We start from the raw sequence: 20177 nt of genomic DNA, 5'->3' as shown, positions 1-20177 counted from the left end.
GCGATTACACAGCCATGACCTCACCCGAAGCGGACGAGCCGCGCTCGCCCTATCCCAAGCCCTACGCCGACACTCCGCTGGACCAGGACCCCTTCGTTCGTGGACTCAAGCAGCGGCTGCCCGAGCACCTGCGTGATTCGTTCAATGAGGAGCAGCTGGCGGCATTGCGCGGTGTCTTCGGCGCACGCTCCTGGGTCAGGCACCGGGTCGACCTGCGCGGCACGGTGCGGTTGTGGCGCAATCACTACTATTTCGCGATCGTCGCGGGGCGCAACAAGCGCAACCTGACCCGCCCGCAGCAGAACCTGTCGCTGATCGCCAAGGCTGCGCTGGCGACCCTCTTCCTGCTGTTTTCCGCCCTGGTCGGGCTGGTAATCCTCTACCTGCTCAAATCCGCGCTGGGCATCAATCTGTTCCCCGATTTTTCCCTCGGACTCTGGGACTGGTTCAAGGAGAGTCTCTGACCGCCTGCGTCTTGTAGCTGGCCAGGAAGACGCTACGCTGAATGACGCGCGGAGAGTGGATCGGGGTTGATCGGAATCAAACTTCAATCTGCCCGCCGGTAGAACACTAAATGCGCTCTGACCTTCCCGAGCTTCTACAGGAGTTTGTGAAATGAACGACGCTTCGAACAAACCTGCAGTCAGTACGGATGAAAAGAAGGTGCCGACGGCACCGCAAGACCCATGGCGCCCCTTCGACACCCTGCGGCGACAGGTCGACCGGCTTTTCGATGAGTTCGATCGCCCCTGGCATCTGCCCTTCAGTCGCCACGGCCTGGAAACGGCGCCTCTCTGGCAGGGCGGACCCAGCCGGATGCCGGCGGTAGATGTGGTCGAGAAGGAAAATTCCTTCGAAATCACCGCCGAGTTGCCTGGCCTCGATGAAAAGGATGTCGAGGTGAAGCTGGTCGGCAACAGCCTGGTGATCAAGGGAGAAAAGCGCCAGGAGCACAAGGAGGAGAAGGACGGCTATCACCTGTCCGAGCGCTCCTTCGGCAGTTTCCAGCGCAGTTTCGCACTGCCGGACGGGGTGGATCGCGAGCAGATCGAAGCCAAGTTCGGCAAGGGTGTGCTACGTGTTTCGCTGCCCAAGCACCCCGGCGCTGGTGAAGGAGCGAAGACCATCTCGGTCAAGGCCGAATGACCAGCGAAAGGGCCGGCAGCCAGCATGGCCGGCCCTCCTCCCCCGTTGATGCGGCCTGCCCGGGTCAACGCTCCGCCGACCTCGGATCACTCGACTAGACTTCGGAAAACCCTGATTCGAGGCAGCCATGAACGACGAGCAGGAAAAGAACCTGACATTGCGGCAAATGCTCGGCAGTGTGCTGGCCGCCGCATTGGGTGTGCAAAGCGGCAAGAACCGGGCTAGAGACTTCAGCCACGGCAAACCCAGCCACTTCATCATTCTCGGCGTGGGGTTCACCGTACTGTTCGTGCTGATCGTCCTGGGTGTGGTCAAGCTCGTGCTTTATCTGGCGGGTCTGTAGCCGCTATTGGTGGCTGACCCAGAAAATTGCCGTTCCCACGGCGAGCATGATCAAGGCAAATATCGCCGCGGCATCCACAACACTGTCGCGCTGGTCATTTCTCACGGGACTTCTCCTCTAGCAGCTACGGTCGCAGCCTGTTCTTCTCGCAGTTAAGACCAGGGAACGAGGTTGCTCAAGGCGTGTTAGCCGTAAGTCCATTTCGCTTGGTTTAGTTCTAAACATATTCCCAAACATCACTTTTGCGCATAACAAGTAGCTGGTATCGTGCCGCCCTCCCTAAATGGGTGCGCGGCCGTGCGCGCGAAGCTGTAGCAGCCTGAGAACAGGACATTTATGTACGTTTACGACCAGTACGACCAACACATCATCGAGGATCGGGTCCGGCAGTTCCGCGACCAGACCCGCCGCTTCCTGGCCGGTGAACTCGCTGATGAGGAATTCCGCCCGCTGCGCCTGCAGAATGGCCTGTACATCCAGCGCTACGCGCCCATGCTGCGCATTGCCGTGCCATATGGCCTGCTTTCCTCGACGCAGGTGCGCAAGCTGGCAGAGATCGCTCGTCGCTACGACAAGGGCTATGCCCATATCAGTACCCGTACCAACGTGCAGTTCAACTGGCCCGAGCTGGAAGACGTACCCGAGATTCTCGCCGAACTGGCCACGGTGCAGATGCATGCCATCCAGACCAGCGGCAACTGCATCCGCAACACCACCACCGATCAGTTCGCCGGCGTGGCTCGTGATGAGCTGATCGACCCGCGGCCCTGGTGCGAAATCATCCGCCAGTGGTCCACCTTCCACCCCGAATTCGCCTTCCTGCCGCGCAAGTTCAAGATCGCCGTCAACGGCGCAGTGAGCGATCGCGCTGCGATCGAAGTGCACGATATCGGCCTGGAAGCGGTGAAGAACGATGCAGGCGAGCTGGGCTTCCGCGTTTCGGTCGGTGGCGGCCTCGGCCGGACGCCGATCGTCGGCAGCTTCATCAACGAATTCCTGCCGTGGCAGCACCTGCTGAGCTACCTCGATGCCATCCTGCGGGTTTACAACCGTTACGGCCGCCGCGACAACAAGTTCAAGGCGCGCATCAAGATTCTGGTCAAGGCGCTGACGCCTGAAGTGTTCGCCGAGCGCGTCAACGCCGAGTGGGCGCACTTGAAAGACGGCCCCACCACCCTGACCGAAGCCGAAGTGCAGCGCGTCAGCAAGTTCTTCATCGATCCGCAGTACAAGGCTCTGCAGGATCAGGACGCCGCCCTCGCCCAGCTAGACGCCGAACATCCCGGTTTCGGCCGCTGGCGCCAGCGCAACGTGGTGGCGCACAAGAAGCCCGGCTACGCCGCCGTGACGCTGTCGCTCAAGAGTACCGGCGTGGCCCCTGGCGACGTCACTGACAAGCAGCTCGACGCCATCGCCGATCTGGCCGATCGCTACAGCTTTGGCGAGGTGCGCAACTCCCACGAGCAGAACATGATCCTGGCGGACGTGGAGCAGACCAGGCTGTTCGAGCTGTGGCACGAACTGCGCGAGCTGGGTCTGGCCACGCCGAACATCGGCTTGCTGACCGACATCATCTGCTGCCCGGGCGGCGATTTCTGCTCGCTGGCCAACGCCAAGTCGATCCCGATCGCCGAGGCCATCCAGCGTCGCTTCGACAACCTCGATTACCTGTTCGACCTGGGCAACATCGACCTGAACATCTCCGGTTGTATGAACGCCTGTGGCCATCACCATATCGGCCACATCGGCATCCTCGGCGTGGACAAGAAAGGCGCAGAGTTCTACCAGGTCTCGCTGGGCGGCAGCTCCGGCCGCGACGCCAGCCTCGGCCAGATCCTCGGCCCATCCTTCGCCCAGGATGCGATGCCCGACGTGATCGAGAAGATCATCACCGTCTACGTGGAGCAGCGTACCGAAGATGAGCAGTTCATCGATACTTTCCGCCGCATCGGCATTGATCCCTTCAAGGAGCGCGTCTATGCAGCGAATCATTAAGAACGACCAGCTGGTCGACGAAACCTGGCACCTGCTCCCCAAGGAGCAGACCCTGGACGACCTGTGCAACAGCGACGATCTGATCGTGCCGCTGCACCTGTGGCTCGATCACGCACATGCGCTCAAAGCCCGTGACGGTGGCCTGGGTGTGTGGCTCGATGCCCATGAGCAGGTGGAAGATATCGCTGACGACCTGCAGTACTTCCAGGTCATCGCGCTGAACTTCCCGAGCTTTACCGATGGTCGTCACTACTCCAGCGCGCGCCTGCTGCGTGAGCGCTACGGTTACAAGGGTGAGATCCGCGCCATCGGCGATGTGCTGCGAGACCAGCTGTTCTACATGCGCCGCTGTGGCTTCGACGCCTTCGCCATCCGCGCCGATCGCGATCCCGTCGATGCCCTGGAAGGTCTCAAGGACTTCTCGGTGACCTATCAGGCCGCGGCCGACGACGAACGCCCGCTGTTCCGCCGCCGTCAGGTCTGACGACAACGCCAGCAAGTGAAAAGCCCGCCAATTGGCGGGCTTTTCATTGGCGTCACTGATACATCCAGAAGTTCGGATGCTCGACCGGCACGGGCACTGCAGCGGTCTTTTTTCCGGAAGCGATCTGTTTGATCTTTTCGGCCAGCTTCTTCATGAGCGATTTCCTCGGTTGCGGTCAGGAGTGGCGATAGATTCGACCAAACACAGCGCCTGAGGAAATTCATTGCCGCTATCGTACCGATTGACCAGACGAGGCTGCGTCAGCTCTCAATCCAGACGCACCAGCACGCGCCCGACCTGGCCGCCCGCCAGGATGCGCTCGATGGCCTCCGGCAGTTGCTCCAGACCGATCTCATGGGCCAGCTCATCGAGGTTGGCCAGCTTCCATTGCAACGACAGCTTGTCCCACATGGATGCCTTGACCACCAGCGGAATCTCCACCGAGTCCACGCCCAGCAGGTTCACGCCGCGAAGGATGAACGGCAGTACACTGGCCTGGAAATGCGTGCCGGCAGTGAGACCGCAGCAGGCCGCACTGGCGCCGCGCTGCAGCGATTTGACCACGTTGAACAGAATGTCCCCGCCCACGGTATCCACCGCCCCGCCCCACTGCTCCTTCAGCAAGGCCTTGTCCACGCCGGCCTGCAATGCAGCACGTTCGATGATCTGCGTGGCCCCCAGGCGGGTCAGGAAATCGGCCTGGTCGGCCTTGCCGGTCACGGCCGCGACCTTGTAGCCGAGGCTGGCCAGCAACGCCACCGCGATGCTGCCGACACCGCCGGTCGCACCGGTCACCAGCACCGGCGCGTCTCCCGGCTCGAGACCAGCCTGTTCCAGCTTGTCGACACAGAGTGCGGCAGTCAGGCCGGCTGTGCCGAGTATCATCGCGTCACGTAGTGACAGTCCCTGCGGACGCTTGATGACCCAGGCGGCCGGAACCCGGATGTACTGACCGAAGCCGCCGGCGGTATTCATGCCCAGGTCGTAGCCGGTGACGATCACTTCATCGCCTTCGGCGAACTCGGCCACGCTGGACGAGGCCACGACACCGGCGGCATCGATCCCCGGAGTATGCGGATAGGCCCGGGTCACGCCACGATTGCCACTGGCCGACAGCGCATCCTTGAAATTCAGCGAGGAATAACGCACCCGGATGAGCACCTCACCGGCGGGCAGGTCTTCGGTGGTTCGCTCGACGACCTTCAACTCGAAACGGCCACCTTCGGTCTCGCTGACTTGTAGTGCCTTGAAGCTGCTCATCGCGGTTCCCCTTGTCATTGCCAAAAACGTTGTTCGTTCAGCCGGCTCCAGCCTTTCAGCAAGCCGTGCTCCATGATCGTGCTGGCCGCCATGCCGAAACGTTCCGGCAAGCTCTTCTTCTGGATGTAATGCAGCTGGAAGAGTTCGGCCTCCTGCGCGCGCTCGGCGAGATACTGATCGCTGGTCTTGAGCTCATCCGCCAGATGCTTGCCGAGTGCGGCGATCCCCAGCCACACCTCGCCCGTCGCAACATCGTCGATCGACAGGTTCTGGCGGTAGCGCGCCACGAAGTTCTTGAACAGCTCATGGGTCGTTTCCAGGTCTTCCTGGAACTTCTCCCGGCCCTTTTCGGTGTTCTCGCCGAACACCGTGAGCGTGCGCTTGTATTCACCGGCGGTGAGCACCTCGAAGTCCACGTCATGCTTCTTCAGCAAGCGATGAACGTTGGGCAGCTGCGCAACCACGCCGATGGAGCCGAGGATCGCGAACGGCGCCGTGAGGATACGGTTGCCGATGCAGGCCATCATGTAACCACCGCTGGCCGCGACCTTGTCGACGCAAACCGTCAGCGGCACGCCGGCATCGCGGATGCGCACCAGCTGCGAGGCGGCCAGACCGTAACCGTGAACCATGCCGCCACCGCTTTCCAGGCGCAGCACCACTTCGTCCTGAGGCGTCGCCATGGTCAGCAACGCGGTGATCTCATGGCGCAGGTTTTCCACCGCCGACGCACGGATGTCGCCGTCGAAATCGAGCACGAACACACGTGCGGACGTCTCCGATTTTTTCGTCTGCTTGGCCGCCTTCGCCTCCCGCTTGCGCAACGCCTTGAACTCGTCCTTTTCCAGCACCGCCTGCTCCAGGCGCTCGCGCATGGACTTGTAGAATTCGTTGAGCTTGTGCACCTCCAGATGTCCACCGCCCTGTTTGCTGCGTCCGCGCCGCATGGACGCGAGTGCGATGAGCACGATCACGATAGCCACCACCAGCGTGACGGTCTTGGCCAGGAAGCTGGCGTAGTCGACAAGAAATTCCACGTATCCCCCTCGATGAGTTTCAGGCGCCCGCCGCAGCTCTTGACGCCGAGCCGCCAGCATACCGATGGCCCCTTGGCTGAGCCAGTCGGCGCAATTCAAACAAACGTTCGAATTATCGTTGACACTCCGGAACGATGTCCCTACCCTCGCGAAAAAACAGTGCCGGCCGGAGCAGCAGCATGGGCAGTATCTACCTGATCAGACATGGTCAGGCGTCTTTCGGCGCAGAAAACTATGACGTGCTCTCCCCCCTGGGTTATCGCCAGTCCGAAGCGCTGGGCGATTACCTGGCGCAACTCGGCGTGAGCTTCGACCGCTGCCTCAGTGGCGAACTCGATCGCCAGCAGGACACGGCCAGAGCGACCCTGGCGCGGCTCGGTCCGCAACCTGATCTTGAAATCGATGCGGCCTTCAACGAATTCCATGCCGACGCGGTGATCCGCGCCCACCTGCCCGACCTGCTGAAGGTCGAGCCCAACGCCATGCATATCCTGCGCAATGCCGCCGATCACCGTGCCGACTTCCAGAGACTTTTCACCTATGTGGTCCATCGCTGGATCTCCGGCGAGCACGAGAAAGACGAACTGGAAAGCTGGCAGCATTTCCTTGATCGCGTGCGCGGCGGCCTGGAACGGGTGCTCGAACGAGCCGGCAAGCGCGACCGCATCGCCATCTTCACGTCCGGCGGAACCATTACCGCGCTGCTGCAACTGATCATTGGCGTACCGCCGATCAAGGCCTTCGAGATGAACTGGCAGATCGTCAACACGTCGCTCAGCCAGCTGAAGTTTCGTGATCGCGACGTCGCGCTCGCATCATTCAACAGTCATGCGCATCTGCAACTTCTGAAGAATCCGGAGCTCATCACCCATAGATGAGCCCAGCCCCACGCGGCCCAAAGCTGCGTGTAACCATAACGAGCAAAAAGGAAACCCTCATGAGCAACGTCGCCGAAACCTTCAAAGGCATGCAGTCGAAGTTCAACCCCAGCGCCGCCGCCGGCCTGGATCTGGTGTTCCAGTTCAACATCACCGATGCCGAGAACTACTACCTGGTCGTCAAGGACGGCACCTGTGACCTGCAGCAGGGCGACTCCAGCGACGCCAATGTCACCCTGATCATGGACAGCGAAACCATGCAGGGCATCGTCAGCGGCGAGACCGACGGCATGCAGGCCTTCATGGGCGGCAAGCTGCGCGCCGAGGGCGACATGATGCTGGCCCTGAAGCTCAGCGAGCTCTTCCCGGCCTGAGCCTCTTTCGGCGGTCGAGAGACACCAAAAACCGAAGTCCCGACTTCGGTTTTTTTATGTCCAACGTAGCCGTGAATGGCGAATCAGGCAGCTTGATTGACAGCCAACACGCCGGCCAATAACGGCCGGCTGCGCTTGGTCTCACGCACCGCGAGCATTAGATTGTTGAATCATCTTGGGCACCAAACATAAGCAGAAGGGATAACAATGGCGCTTACAGATCAAAGCACCCCTGTCCGCACGGGTGAGGAATTGCCCGCCGATGTCATCGACCAGTACCTCAAGGCACATATCCCGGGACTGGACGGAACACCGCAGATTTCCCAGTTCCCCGGCGGCGCGTCGAACCTGACCTACCTGCTGCAATACCCCGGCCTGGACCTGGTGCTGCGTCGCCCGCCATTCGGCCACAAGGCCAAGTCTGCCCATGACATGGGCCGCGAGTTCCGCATTCTCAATCAGCTCAACGCTGGGTTCCCCTACTGCCCCAAGGCATATGTCTACTGCACCGATGAATCGGTGATCGGTGCCGAGTTCTATGTGATGGAGCGCGTCAACGGCATCATCCTGCGTTCGGAACTGCCTCCGGAGCTGAATTTCGACGAGGCCCAGACCCGCGCCCTGTGCGAGAGCTTCATCGACAAGTTCGTCGAACTGCACAACGTCGACTACCAGGCCTGCGGGCTCGGCGATCTGGGCAAACCGGAAGGCTATGTGAAACGTCAGATCGAAGGCTGGAGCGAGCGTTACGAGCGCGCCATGACCCCCGATGCGCCGGCTTGGGACGCGGTCAAGGCCTGGCTGAAGGACAAGATGCCGGCCGACCACCCAAAACCCGGGATCATTCACAACGATTACCGCTTCGACAACGTCATTCTCAATCCGGACAACCCGATGGAAATCATCGGTGTGCTGGACTGGGAAATGACCACCATCGGTGATCCGCTGATGGATCTGGGCAACACCCTGGCCTACTGGATCGAAGCCAACGATCCCCAGCCGATGCAGGCGATGCGCCGACAGCCGAGTCACCTGCCCGGCATGCATACCCGTCAGGGCTTCGTCGATTACTACGCTCAGCGCGCCGGCATCGAAATCCCCTGCATCGATTTCTACTACACCTACGGCCTGTTCCGCCTGGCTGGAATCGTTCAACAGATCTACTACCGCTTCCATCACGGCCAGACTCAGGACAAGCGCTTTGCCCAGTTCATTCACATGAACAAGCTGCTGGAGCAAAAGGCGCTGCAAGTGATCGGGCAATCGAAGCTCTGACGCCACCCAATCCGTCTGTGGCCTGCCACAGAAACGAACAAGAAAGAGGAACGACCATGTCCAAGACCACCCTGTTCGACCTAGACGGCAAGATCGCCTTCGTTTCCGGCGCCAGCCGCGGTATCGGCGAGGCGATCGCAAAACTGCTCGCCCAGCAAGGCGCCCACGTAATCGTGTCCAGCCGCAAGATCGAAGGTTGCCAGGCGGTAGCCGACGCCATCGTCGCGGCTGGCGGAAAGGCCACCCCGGTGGCCTGCCACATTGGCGAGCTGGAGCAGATTCAGGCGGTATTCGCGCAGATCCGCGAGCAGTTCGGCCGCCTCGACATCCTGGTCAACAACGCCGCCACCAACCCGCAGTTCTGCCATGTGCTGGACACTGACGTATCGGCCTTCCAGAAAACCGTCGACGTGAACATTCGCGGCTATTTCTACATGTCCATCGAGGCCGGCAAGCTGATGCGCGAGCACGGCGGCGGCAGCATCATCAACGTCGCGTCGATCAATGGTGTTTCGCCAGGCAACTTCCAGGGGATCTACTCGATCACCAAGGGTGCCGTGATCAACATGACCAAGGCGTTCGCGAAGGAGTGCGCGCAGTTCGGCATTCGCTGCAACGCCTTGCTGCCCGGCCTGACCGACACCAAGTTCGCTTCGGCACTGGTCAAGAACGACTCGATCCTGCAAATGGCCCTGCAGCACATTCCGCTGAGCCGCGTTGCCCAGCCGAGCGAGATGGCCGGCGCTGTGCTCTACCTGGCCAGCGAGGCATCGAGCTACACCACCGGCGTGTCGCTCAATGTCGATGGCGGCTATCTGGCCTGATCCGACCAGCCAAATGAAAAAGGGAGCCAGAATGGCTCCCTTTTGTCATCTGCACGCTTACCAGTTCTTCAACGCTTCGGTCGCCGCTGCGTTCAACGGTCTGGCCAGCAGGCCGGTCGGTGCAAGCTCCACCGCATAGCTGGCGCCATCGGCAATCGGCATGTAATCGACACGCAATGCCTGCGCCTCGACCAGGTACATGTCGCGCTGTCCCAGCTGCAGCGACTGCCAGATATCCATGCCCAAGGGCTTCTCGCCCAACACGACGCGGCCATGCCGGGCCAGGTTCTGCTGCTCGACGGCAAGGTAGCGCCCGGAGAGCCGCTCCAGGCGATACCCCGACTCCAGCCCGATCAGTTCGGCGAGGCTCTTCCAGCGCAACAGGTTCAGGTCGAGCTGCCAGAGATCGCCTTCCAGCATCACCGTTCGGGTTTCCTTGCCCTGCTCCAGAGTCACCTCGTAACGCTGTGCGCCCTGCGCCTGGAACGTCAGCGTGACCAGGGGCTTCTGCTCAGGGGGAAGCGCTGTGTAGGTGCTGATGTCATAGCCGATCAAGGCGATCAGACCGGCCAGCGCCAGCACGACAAAACCACAGGTGCCGCGCAACCAGCCCATGAACCAGTGGCCCCCCAGCAGCAAGCGCAGCGCGACCAGCAGCACGATCAAAGCCAGCAGAGCGACGACGATCGCAAGCCCGAGATATTGCATAACCAAGCGTCCTTTTCATTGGGTGCGACATTATCCGCAGGGGCCGTCAGCGCAGCCAGCACCGAGCTGGGATGCCGATCACGAGCCGGCGTTCTTGTTCGAGCGGAGGGCGACGTCGATCATATGGGCGCAGCCCTTTCACCCGGTCGGTGGCGGCATTATCCTCCGCAGTCCCTCAACCCACCGAGATTCGCATGCCCTTCGCCCTCGAGTTGGCGCTGGACCCGTCCACGCTGACGATCCTGTTTGCCGTCGCCTTTACTGCCGGCTTTATCGATGCCATTGCCGGTGGCGGCGGGCTGTTGACCATCCCGGCCCTGCTGACCGCCGGCCTACCGCCTCATCTCGTGCTGGGCACGAACAAGCTGTCCGCCACCTTCGGCTCGGCGACCGCCAGCTACACCTTCTACCGGCGACGCCTGTTCGAACCAGTCGTATGGAGGCGTGCGCTGATCGGTACGGCCATCGGTGCGGCCGTGGGCGCACTGCTGGCGCAATTCATGCCGGCAAGCTGGCTCAATCAACTGCTGCCGCTGGTAGTGTCCGCCTGCGGCATCTACCTGCTGTTCAGCAAAGTGCCGGCGAAGGCTGCCGGTGAAGCAGCGGAAATCGGTCGTCGACGGCAGTGGCCGCAGAGCCTGTCGCTCGGCTTCTACGATGGCGTCGCTGGGCCCGGGACGGGCGCTTTCTGGACCGTCAGCAGCATGCTGCTCTATCCCCTCGACCTGTTGCGGGCCAGCGGGGTGGCGCGAACGATGAACTTCGTCAGCAACGCCGTGGCGCTGGCGGTGTTCATCGTGGGTGGGCATGTCGCCTGGGTACTGGGGATCGGCATGGGGCTGGCGCTGATGACAGGCGCCTACTTCGGCGCACGCACGGCCATCGGCGGCGGCTCGCGCTTCATCCGGCCGGTGTTCATCCTCGTGGTACTGGCGATGAGCCTTCGCCTAGCCTGGCAGCACTGGTTCGGGGCGGCCTAGCCGACGCGCCAGGTACAGCTCGATCAGATAGCGAGCGATTGACTGGCGCGCGGGCAACGCCGGCAGGTTGTCGATGTGAAACCAGCGTGCATCCTCGATCTCCTCGGGCTGCGGGACGATCTCGCCGCCGGCATATTCGGCGTGGAACCCGAGCATGAGGGAGTGGGGAAACGGCCAGCCCTGGCTGGCGATGTATTGCGGCGGATGGATATCCACCCCGACCTCTTCACGCACTTCGCGCGCCACGCATTGCTCCACCGACTCACCCGGCTCCACGTAGCCGGCCAGCGTGCTGTAGACGCCGGGTGCAAAGCGCGGTGAACGCGCCAGCAGCAACTCGTCACCGCGGGTGACCAGGACGATCATGCTGGGCGAAAGCCGCGGATAGTGCTGAACACCACAGGCTGGACAGTACATGGCGCGCTCACCGGCTCGCGCGTGCATCGGCGAACCGCAGCTACCGCAGAAGCGGTGCTGGCTGACCCAGGTGCCGATCTGCGTGGCGTAGCCGAGCAGGCGAAACAGGTCCGGATCAACCTGCTGCATGAACTGACGCAGCCCCTGCCAGCGCGCACCAGGCACATCGGCGGGGACATCCAGTTCGAAGAGAAAGACCGGCTCGCCATCGAAATGACCCAGCCCCTGCTCGCTGAGCAGCGGCAGCTCCAGACGCTTGAGCCAGTCCCGCGGAAACAGAACACCGCTGTCGTCGACCAGGAACTGTTGCCGGCAATGCACCACTGCCCAGCCCCCCGCCAGCGAGGGGTCGAGCAGCGCCGCTTGCCAGCGCAGGCTCATCAGGCGGCGACCGGCATGCCCAGCGCGCGCACGCTCTCGCTGGCGAGATCGAGCACGCTGACCCGCGAATCGTCGCGCCGCAGGATCGCGCCGCCCTCGAGGTAGTACTCGAGGCTGGTCAGGGCGTCGGCAAGCGTCTCGAGCAGCTGCTCGGGGGGCATCTGATTCGACTCGAGCATGTGCTTCTGGATGAAATCGGCACAGGCTCCGATCAGCTCGGCAGCACGCTCCTGCTCGAGGAAGCGCAAGCCGCCGCGAACAGCCTGCAGGCTGAACGGCACGTTGGCCAGATGCAGCTTCTCGCCGTTGGACTCGAGATAGGCGGTGATGGCGCGCTTGGCCAGCGCAAGCCCGGCGGTCGCCTCGTCGATCACCACGATGCAGGCTTCGGTCAGCTGGTGGTTGGCGAAGGCTTCGGCCTCCATGCCCGGACGGGCGACCTGAGGTTTGCTATCGCGCCGATCGCCACGTTCCAGGCTGGCGACCATGCTCTCGACATAGAGCACCGCATCGGCCAGGCGCAGGATGGCCTGCGGCTCGGGAGCCTGTTCCAGGCTCCAGCCGGACACATCGCCCAACTGCGCCTGCAACGTGCTCGCAGCCGAGGACAGCCCTACCATTCCCAGGGTTTTGGCCATCTTGCCGAGCAGGTTATGCAGGTTCGAATAGGCTTCCGCCTGGGCGGTACCGCGCTCGATCAGGTCGAGCAGGTCCTTCAGGCTGGCCAGCTCTTCGCGAATCGCCGAGGACAGCGAACGCATGACGGCCTGGCCGGGACCGGCCAGGCGCTGGGATTCATCTTCCAGCAGGTGATCGGTAAAGGGCAGCGGGCTCAGCGAGAACACCTGCCTGACCTGGCTGGCAATCGGACCTTTGCTGTCCGCCAGTGCGACGACGTACAGCAATTCCTTGAGCAGACTACGCGGCGCTTCGTATGTCGGGTTGCCGAGCACCTGCTTGAGCTCCCTGTCGAGTCGCGAGAACAGTTGCTTGCGCGATCTACGTGGCAACAGCTGGCCATCGAGCTGCGACTCGATGGCCGCACTGCCGATCCAGCACAGGCGGCCGGCCGGTGAGTCGATGAACAGATGATCGAGTCGCGTCAGCGCCCGCCCCATCAATTTCAGGCTGGCCGGCAGGTTTTCTTCCCGGATGAAGCCGAGCAAGCCCACCTGATACATCTGCCGCAGCCGGCGCGCTTCAGCTGCCGGAGCAACGCCCTGGCGAACCGGCGTATCGAGCGCAGGCCGGGCATGATCGAGACGAACACTGAAGAAGAAGCTTTCCGGCAGCGGCGGCTGCGCGCAGGCCTGGCGCAGTGCATTGATCGCCGGCAGCAGCAGCTCCGGGATCTCCTGGCGGCTGGCATCGACGCTTTCCAGGTAGCGGCGCAGCACATAGAGCGCGTTGCTCAGCGCAGCCAGCTGCCCGTCGCGATCCTCGCCCGCACCGACGGGAATGTCGGTGGCCAGTTGGAGGATTTCCTGGGCGAGCAGTTCGGCACCGGTCAGTTCGATCAGATTGAGCGTGCCGCGGGCCTGTTTGAGGTTCTCGACGGCCTGCTGCAGAAGACCGCCGTTGTTGCGATCGATGATGAAATGCTCAAGGCTCTGCTCGGCCTCTTCCATAGTGGCGAACAGCTCATCCCGGACCAGACCGAGTGATGTAGCTCCAGTAACCATGCCTAGTGCGCCTCCCGCGCAAACGTGTGATGGCGCATCAGTCGGCAAAGTCCGGCTTCTGTTTGCTCATGTGAGCGGCGATGGCAACCTTGATATCGGCCGACTGCAGCATGGCCGCATTCCAGGTGGCGATGTATTCGAGACCATCGTCGACGCGGTGGTCGCGCATGTAGCGGATCATTTCCTTGGTGCCACGGATGGCGATCGGTGACTTGCTGGCGATGTCGCGGGCCAGCTCCAGCACACCCTCCATCAGCGCCTGCTGATCGGCGTAGGTGCGATTGACCAGGCCGATGCTGCGCGCCTCATCACCGCGGATGGTGCGGCCGGTGAAGGCCAGCTCGCGCATCATGCCGTCGCCGATGATACGTGGCAGGCGCTGCAGTGTACCGACATCGGCGGCCATGCCCATGTCGATCTCCTTGATCGAGAATTTCGCATCCACCGTGCTGTAGCGCATGTCGCACGCCGAGATGAGATCGATGGCACCCCCCAGGCAATAGCCCTGGATCGCAGCGAGTACAGGCTTGCGGCAGTTGTCGACCGCGTTGAACGAAGCCTGCAATGACAGGATCTTGCGCCGCAGCTGCTCGGCATTGCGCCCGACATCGCTGCCCAGCTGGCTACCTACCGAGGCCAGCAGCTGAAGGTCGATGCCTGATGAGAAATGCTCCCCGGCCCCGCTGAGGACCACTACACGCACGTCATCCGTGGCATCGACCCAATTGAAGATATCGATGATTTCCGTCCAGAACGCGGCATCCATCGCATTGATCTTCTCGGGTCGGTTGATCACGACTCGGGCAATCTTGTCTGCCAACTCTACGCGGAAGGCTTTGTATTCGGTCACGCTATCATCCTCGACAGCAAGCGCATGGGAACGTCGTGACGGGAGCAGCCCGGGACGACGGTGGGCAACTATAACAACTGGTACCAGCCCGAGTGTATGCCGATGCAGACGATGTGATACAGACCACGCCGCCGGACGGCCCCTTCGTGCCGATGTAGAGCTCGAAGCCACGACCATCACCCCTGGCGGATGCAATCGACGGTGTATGCGCTGCCGTTGGTGGTGACCTCGTGTTGCAAGCCATGGACGTCCGCATCGAAGCCCGGGAAGCGCTCGGCGAAGTCCCGGGCGAAACGAAGGTAATCGAGAATCGAGCGAGTCTCTCCGGTGAAACGCTCGCCCGGCATGATCAGCGGGATGCCCGGCGGATACGGCACCAGCATCACCGCTGCTACGCGCCCTTCCAGCTCATCGATCGGAACTGCCTCGACCTCGCCGCGAACCAGCGCATCATAGGCCTGCGCCGGGGTCATGGCCGGCTCCGGCAGCGCCGTGTACATCCGCCGCATCGCCCGCGCCGTTGCGTTCTCGCAATAACAGGCATGCAGTGCATCGCACAGGTCGCGCAGCCCCATGCCGGCATAGGTGGCAGCGCCGCTGCGGGCAACCGACGGCAGCGCTTCGATCAGCGGGATGTTGGCGTCGTAATGGCGTTTGAATTCCAGCAACTCGGTCAGCAGCGTGCTCCACTTGCCCTTGGTGATGCCCATGGAGAACAGCACGAGCATCGAGTACAGGCCGGTCTTCTCTACCACCAGGCCACGTTCCCAGAGGAACTTGCTGACCACCGCCGCCGGGATGCCACTTTCGCCCAGCGCGCCGGACGCGGTGAGGCCCGGCGTCACCAGCGTGACCTTGATCGGATCGAGCAGCACATAGTCGTCGGCAACATCGCCGAAACCATGCCAGTCGGCGGTGGGCTCCAGCAGCCAGTCCCGCGTCACCAGCTCATCGGCGCCGTCAACCCGCGGCGGCTGCCAGATACTGAACCACCAGTCGTCCGGATCGATGTGCTGACGCAGGTTGGCCAGTGCCCGCCGGAAGCTCAGGGCCTCGTCGAAGGTCTCCTGGATCAGCGAGCGACCCGCCGGCCCTTCCATCATTGCCGAGGCCACATCGAGCGACGCCAGGATGCCGTACTGCGGCGAGGTGGAGATATGCATCATGAAGGCTTCGTTGAAGCGGTCACGGTCCAGCTGCCGGCTCTGGCTGTCAAGTACGTGGATCATCGAGGCCTGGCTGAAGGCGGCCAGCAGCTTGTGCGTGGAATGGGTGGTGAATACCAGCGGCCCCTGTTCACGGGTATCCATGCCGTAACGGCCATCGTAGAACTCGTGAAAGGCCGCGTAGGCGTACCAGGCCTCGTCGAAATGCAGCACCTCGACGTTGTCGGCCAGGGTGCGCTTGATCAGGTTGGCGTTGTAGCACAGGCCGTCGTAGGTGGAATTCGTGACCACCGCCAGCTTGACCTTCGGCGGGCGCCCGCGCGCCAGCGGGTTGGCGCCGATCTTCGCCTGGATCGACTCGCGGGTGAACTCCTCCAGCGGAATGGGTCCGATGATGCCCAGTTCGTTGCGTGCGGGGCTCATGTACAGCGGTATCGCACCGGTCATGATGATCGCGTGGAGGATCGACTTGTGACAGTTGCGATCGACCAGTACCAGGTCGCCACGCGCCACCATCGAATGCCAGACGATCTTGTTTGCCGTCGAGGTGCCGTTGATCACGAAGAAGGTATGGTCCGCGCCGAAATTGCGCGCGGCACGGGCCTCCGCGGCGGCCAGCGGCCCGGTGTGATCAAGCAGCGAACCGAGCTCCGGCACCGACACGGAGAGATCCGAGCGCAGCGTGTTTTCGCCGAAGAACTGATGGAACGCCTGGCCGACCGGGCTCTTGCGATAGGCGACCCCCCCGCCGTGGCCCGGCGTGTGCCAGGAGTAATTGGACTCGCCGGTGTGCTGCACCAGAGCTCGGAAGAACGGCGGCAGCAGGTCCTCGAGGTAGTTGCGCGCCGCCCGAGCGACCTGCCGGGCCAGAAACGGCACGGTGTCCTCGTAGAGGTAAAGCAGCCCGCGCAGCTCGTTGAGATCGGCCATGGCCTCGGCGGGCGCATTTTCGATCGTCACCTGTTCGCCCAGTGCGAAGATCGGCAGACGCGGCGCGCGGCGTCGGGCGACACGAATCAGTTCGACGACATCATGCAGCAGCCGCTGATTGTCTCCGGCGCCTTCGGCGGCCACCAGGATGCAGGCCAGCCCGTGGTGGGTCGACGCCACGATGCGCCCCTCGCTGGAGCTCGCGGTGGGCAGGATATTGAAACCGTCACGCTCCAGCTCCGAGGCGATGCCTCGCACGCGTTCGCCAGCAACGGTGTCGGCCTTGATGTCGCGATGGACGATGAGGATCGGGAATTTCAGGTCTTTATACATGCGCGCTCTCTGCGGACGGTCTTCCTACAGGGTAGAAGTGTCCGCAGCAAAGGAACAGCGCATTAGGAACCGGACGGATGCCGCGTGAAGACGATCAGCCTTCCAGCTGCATCCACAGCGGCGCGGCACCGGCGGCCTTCTCGATTGCCGCCATGCGCGCCATGTGCGCAGCCAGTTCCTCATCGCTGGCGCGCAGCACGGCGGTGCGCGGCCGATCAGCCGGCAGGCGGCGGATCGGGCTGGGCTGCGGTCGCCCGCCATCGGAGCTTTCGCCATCGCCGGCCAGGGACAGATTCGTCTGCCCACCGGTCATGGTCAGCCAGACATCGGCGAGAATCTCGGCGTCGAGCAATGCGCCGTGCAGGTCGCGCCCGGAGTTGTCCACACCGTAGCGCTTGCAAAGGGCGTCAAGGCTGTTGCGCTGCCCCGGGTGACGCTCACGCGCCATCAGCAGCGTATCGAGCACCGTGCAGTGGTCGGTGATTTCGGCACGATCCTGCTGGCCCAGCAGGGCGAACTCGTTGTTGATGAAGCCAAGGTCGAACGCCGCATTGTGGATGACCAGCTGCGCGTCCTTGATGAACTCGAAAAACTCGTCGGCAATATCACGAAAACGCGGCTTGTCGACGAGGAATTCATTGGTGATGCCGTGAACCGCGATCGCCCCTTCATCAACCTCACGATCGGGCTGCAGATAGACATGGTAGTGACGCCCGGTCAGGCGGCGACCGATGACCTCGACACAACCGATCTCGATGATCCGGTGGCCATCGGTGACTGGCATACCCGTGGTTTCGGTATCGAGTACTACGCTGCGCATGTCGTTTCGCTCACTTACACAATGGGTTGTCGTTTGGCCTGAACCACGCCACGGTTGGCCAGCAGGTCGGCCTGCTCGTTGCCTGGGTGCCCGGTATGTCCGCGGACCCACTGCCAGCTCACTTCGTGACGATTGACCTGCTCGTCGAGCTGCTGCCAGAGGTCGGCATTCTTCACCGGCTGCTTGCTCGCCGTCTTCCAGCCGCGCTTCTTCCAGTTCGGCATCCAGTCGTTGATACCCTGCATGACGTATTGCGAATCCGTCACCAGCCGCACCTTGCATGGACGTTTCAGCTCGGCGAGCGCGCGAATGGCGGCCATGAGCTCCATGCGATTGTTGGTGGTGTCCAGCTCGCCGCCCCAGAGCTCGCGCTTTACGCCCTTATATATAAGCAGCGCTCCCCAGCCACCGGGACCAGGATTGCCCTTGCAGGCGCCATCGGTATAAATCTCGACCCAATCGTCGCTCATGTGGATTGCTTACTCGTTTTGACGGCGATGGCCTTCACGGCAACCGGTGGTGCTCCGCATCGCGGCGGCTGATCTTGGCTACCGGCATCGGCAGCAGCTTGCCCATCCGCTCGCGACGCTCCTGGCGCAACGGCCGCAGACCGATCATCAGCTTGCGCGCCACCAACAGGTAGAAGCCTCCGGTCGGTGCCTGCAGCTGCTGCCCAATGGACTCCAGACGCGACAATCGCGCCTGCCAGTCGCTCGAAGAAAGCGGCGGACAATAGCATCCGAAGCGGCGTTTCTCCAGCGCGAATCCCAGCAGGTTCAGCCAGTCGCCGACCCGCGACGGACGGATGCAACGGGCCTGACGAAAGCCCTCCCGCGACACCAGATGGCGCAGCCCCCAGGCGCTCCAGGGATTGATGCCGACGATCAACAGATGCCCGCCGGGGCGCACACCGCGTGCCGCTTCGCGCAGCAGGCCGTGTGGCGAGAGGCTGAAATCCAGCGCGTGCTGCAGGACGACCACGTCGGCGGCATGCTCGCCGAGCGGCCAGGCCTGTTCCTCGCAGTGGATTTCCACGCCCGGCAGAGGCGCACCAAGGCGAACGCTCCGCTTGATGTTCTGCGGCTGCACCGGTTCCCCGGCAAACGGCCCGTTGTGCACCAGATAGCTGCCGAAGCATCGGGCCAGCTCATCGGTCAGGATCTGCTTCTCCTGCGCAAGCAGCTGCTGGCCCAAGGGGCCGGCGAACCAGTCGGACGCCTGGCTGATCATGGACAGCCAATGGTCGCTGGCGTGGTTGGACGGTCGCTCGTTCATCGCTCGGCTCCGTTCGCCCGAGGATTCGCCGGGCGCTGGGTTCGATCAGGTTCAACGCTTCCATGGGACTGCCAGAGCCCGCTCCCGTTTCCGGCGCGGGTTGCAGCCTGGCGGGAACAGCCCCTAGGATGCGCCTTTGTGATCCGCTTGGCGACCCATCCATGTTCAAGATCGAAGCCCTGCCCGCCTTCACCGACAACTATATCTGGCTGCTCCAGGACGACGCTGCCCGGCGTTGCGTGGCGGTCGATCCCGGTGACGCAGCGCCCGTGCTGAACTGGCTGTCGGCACATCCCGGCTGGCAGCTGAGCGACATTCTGGTGACGCACCACCATCACGACCATGTCGGTGGCGTCGAGCGGCTCAAGGCACAGACCGGCGCCCGCGTCTACGGGCCTGCCGCCGAGAAGATCCCCGCGCGTGACGAGGCGCTGAGCGACGGCCAACGGATCGAGGTGCTCGGCAAGCGCCTGCAGATCATCGCCGTCCCAGGGCACACCCTCGGACATATCGCCTACTTTCACGCTGACCCAGACCAGCCATGGCTGCTCAGTGGCGACACGCTGTTCGCAGCCGGTTGTGGACGCCTTTTCGAAGGCACGCCCGAGCAGATGTTCGAGTCGCTCACCCGCCTGGCCAGCGCCCCCGACCACACGCTGGTCTATTGCACGCATGAGTACACGCTGAGCAATCTGCGTTTCGCCCAGGCGGTTGAGCCACACAACGCCGACATCGCCGCGCGCATCGGCGAAGTAACCCAGCTGCGCGAGGCAGGTCGATTCAGCCTGCCCAGCCGACTGGACATCGAGCGCAAGACCAACCCGTTTCTGCGCAGCGAGGTCGAAGCGGTACGGCAGGCGGCGAGCCAGCATTGCGGCAGTCCGCTGGCGACCAACGTCGCGGTTTTCGCGGCTTTGCGTGCCTGGAAGGATCGTTTCTGACAAGGTCGACAGGTTCCCGAAACGGGGCCTGCAAACTTGACCCCACCTGGGTGCATTCCTAGAATCCCCCGAATTTTG

General features: G+C 62.8%; 21 protein-coding genes. 11 read left to right on the top strand and 10 right to left on the bottom strand.

Going from position 1 to position 20177, the window contains the following annotated elements; all coding sequences use genetic code 11:
• Positions 1–14 precede the first annotated feature (14 nt).
• The 5 genes from P5703_RS08805 (at position 15) to P5703_RS08785 (ending at position 3968) form a co-directional block, all read left to right on the top strand.
• Positions 15–464, top strand: a complete 450-nt coding sequence (locus tag P5703_RS08805) for a hypothetical protein (RefSeq protein ID WP_011913359.1) — start codon at positions 15–17, stop codon at positions 462–464.
• Positions 465–615: 151 nt separating this feature from the next.
• The gene (locus tag P5703_RS08800) at positions 616–1146 is read left to right on the top strand and encodes an Hsp20/alpha crystallin family protein (protein ID WP_019406573.1); all 531 of its coding nucleotides are present in this window, start codon (positions 616–618) and stop codon (positions 1144–1146) included.
• 127 nt (positions 1147–1273) lie between these two features.
• A complete protein-coding gene (locus P5703_RS08795; protein ID WP_011913361.1) occupies positions 1274–1489 on the top strand; it encodes a DUF2970 domain-containing protein in 216 nt (71 codons plus the stop codon).
• Between the two features lie 336 nt (positions 1490–1825).
• A complete protein-coding gene (locus P5703_RS08790; RefSeq protein ID WP_125871844.1) occupies positions 1826–3484 on the top strand; it encodes a nitrite/sulfite reductase in 1659 nt (552 codons plus the stop codon).
• Positions 3468–3968 (top strand): DUF934 domain-containing protein, encoded by a 501-nt coding sequence (locus P5703_RS08785; RefSeq protein WP_011913363.1) that lies wholly within the window; start codon positions 3468–3470, stop codon positions 3966–3968. Before P5703_RS08790 ends, P5703_RS08785 begins: the two co-directional genes overlap by 17 nt.
• 267 nt (positions 3969–4235) lie before the next feature.
• Here the strand turns inward: P5703_RS08785 and P5703_RS08780 are convergent, their stop codons facing one another.
• The gene (locus P5703_RS08780; protein ID WP_125875543.1) at positions 4236–5228 is read right to left on the bottom strand and encodes a YhdH/YhfP family quinone oxidoreductase; all 993 of its coding nucleotides are present in this window, start codon (positions 5226–5228) and stop codon (positions 4236–4238) included.
• Between the two features lie 14 nt (positions 5229–5242).
• The gene (gene sohB, locus P5703_RS08775; protein WP_011913366.1) at positions 5243–6265 is read right to left on the bottom strand and encodes a protease SohB; all 1023 of its coding nucleotides are present in this window, start codon (positions 6263–6265) and stop codon (positions 5243–5245) included.
• 179 nt (positions 6266–6444) lie between these two features.
• Here sohB and P5703_RS08770 point away from each other — a divergent pair, with 179 nt between their 5' ends.
• The 4 genes from P5703_RS08770 to P5703_RS08755 all read left to right on the top strand — a co-directional run bounded on the left by P5703_RS08770 (position 6445) and on the right by P5703_RS08755 (position 9616).
• Positions 6445–7143, top strand: a complete 699-nt coding sequence (locus P5703_RS08770) for a histidine phosphatase family protein (protein ID WP_017246126.1) — start codon at positions 6445–6447, stop codon at positions 7141–7143.
• Between the two features lie 59 nt (positions 7144–7202).
• Positions 7203–7517, top strand: a complete 315-nt coding sequence (locus P5703_RS08765) for an SCP2 sterol-binding domain-containing protein (RefSeq protein WP_013982897.1) — start codon at positions 7203–7205, stop codon at positions 7515–7517.
• Between the two features lie 207 nt (positions 7518–7724).
• Positions 7725–8792, top strand: a complete 1068-nt coding sequence (locus P5703_RS08760) for a phosphotransferase family protein (protein WP_013982898.1) — start codon at positions 7725–7727, stop codon at positions 8790–8792.
• A 56-nt stretch (positions 8793–8848) separates the two neighbouring features.
• Positions 8849–9616 (top strand): SDR family oxidoreductase, encoded by a 768-nt coding sequence (locus P5703_RS08755; protein WP_011913370.1) that lies wholly within the window; start codon positions 8849–8851, stop codon positions 9614–9616.
• 57 nt (positions 9617–9673) lie between these two features.
• Here P5703_RS08755 and P5703_RS08750 read toward each other — a convergent pair whose 3' ends face one another.
• Positions 9674–10324: a hypothetical protein gene (locus P5703_RS08750; RefSeq protein ID WP_017246127.1), complete on the bottom strand. Its 651-nt coding sequence runs from the start codon at positions 10322–10324 to the stop codon at positions 9674–9676.
• A 194-nt stretch (positions 10325–10518) separates the two neighbouring features.
• On the opposite strand from P5703_RS08750, the gene P5703_RS08745 reads away from it, so the two are divergent.
• Entirely contained in the window at positions 10519–11304 is a 786-nt protein-coding gene (locus tag P5703_RS08745; protein WP_017246128.1) for a TSUP family transporter, read from the top strand.
• Here the strand turns inward: P5703_RS08745 and nudC are convergent.
• From nudC to P5703_RS08710, 7 genes are all read right to left on the bottom strand, one after another.
• Positions 11272–12102, bottom strand: a complete 831-nt coding sequence (nudC, locus tag P5703_RS08740; RefSeq protein WP_011913373.1) for an NAD(+) diphosphatase — start codon at positions 12100–12102, stop codon at positions 11272–11274. The two genes, P5703_RS08745 and nudC, sit on opposite strands and share 33 nt — an antisense overlap.
• Complete coding sequence (locus P5703_RS08735; RefSeq protein WP_285586156.1) at positions 12102–13784, bottom strand: FimL-related protein; 1683 nt, start codon at positions 13782–13784, stop codon at positions 12102–12104. Before P5703_RS08735 ends, nudC begins: the two co-directional genes overlap by 1 nt.
• A gap of 37 nt (positions 13785–13821) precedes the next feature.
• Positions 13822–14634: a crotonase/enoyl-CoA hydratase family protein gene (locus P5703_RS08730; RefSeq protein ID WP_011913375.1), complete on the bottom strand. Its 813-nt coding sequence runs from the start codon at positions 14632–14634 to the stop codon at positions 13822–13824.
• Between the two features lie 176 nt (positions 14635–14810).
• Entirely contained in the window at positions 14811–17063 is a 2253-nt protein-coding gene (locus P5703_RS08725) for an Orn/Lys/Arg family decarboxylase (protein WP_020307427.1), read from the bottom strand.
• 94 nt (positions 17064–17157) lie between these two features.
• Positions 17158–17883 carry a DNA polymerase III subunit epsilon gene (gene dnaQ, locus P5703_RS08720; RefSeq protein WP_011913377.1) on the bottom strand — a complete coding sequence of 242 codons (726 nt, stop codon included), beginning with the start codon at positions 17881–17883 and terminating at the stop codon, positions 17158–17160.
• A 14-nt stretch (positions 17884–17897) separates the two neighbouring features.
• Complete coding sequence (rnhA, locus tag P5703_RS08715) at positions 17898–18353, bottom strand: ribonuclease HI (RefSeq protein ID WP_049325372.1); 456 nt, start codon at positions 18351–18353, stop codon at positions 17898–17900.
• Between the two features lie 34 nt (positions 18354–18387).
• The gene (locus P5703_RS08710) at positions 18388–19158 is read right to left on the bottom strand and encodes a class I SAM-dependent methyltransferase (RefSeq protein WP_013982905.1); all 771 of its coding nucleotides are present in this window, start codon (positions 19156–19158) and stop codon (positions 18388–18390) included.
• A 161-nt stretch (positions 19159–19319) separates the two neighbouring features.
• On the opposite strand from P5703_RS08710, the gene gloB reads away from it, so the two are divergent.
• On the top strand, positions 19320–20099 hold the full coding sequence (gene gloB / locus P5703_RS08705; RefSeq protein WP_019405891.1) for a hydroxyacylglutathione hydrolase: 780 nt from the start codon (positions 19320–19322) through the stop codon (positions 20097–20099).
• Positions 20100–20177 lie beyond the last annotated feature (78 nt).

The sequence above is a fragment of the Stutzerimonas sp. FeSN7 genome (assembly GCF_030263795.1).
Classification (GTDB): Bacteria; Pseudomonadota; Gammaproteobacteria; order Pseudomonadales; family Pseudomonadaceae; genus Stutzerimonas; species Stutzerimonas stutzeri.
This window is presented reverse-complemented; position numbering and strand designations above follow the sequence as displayed.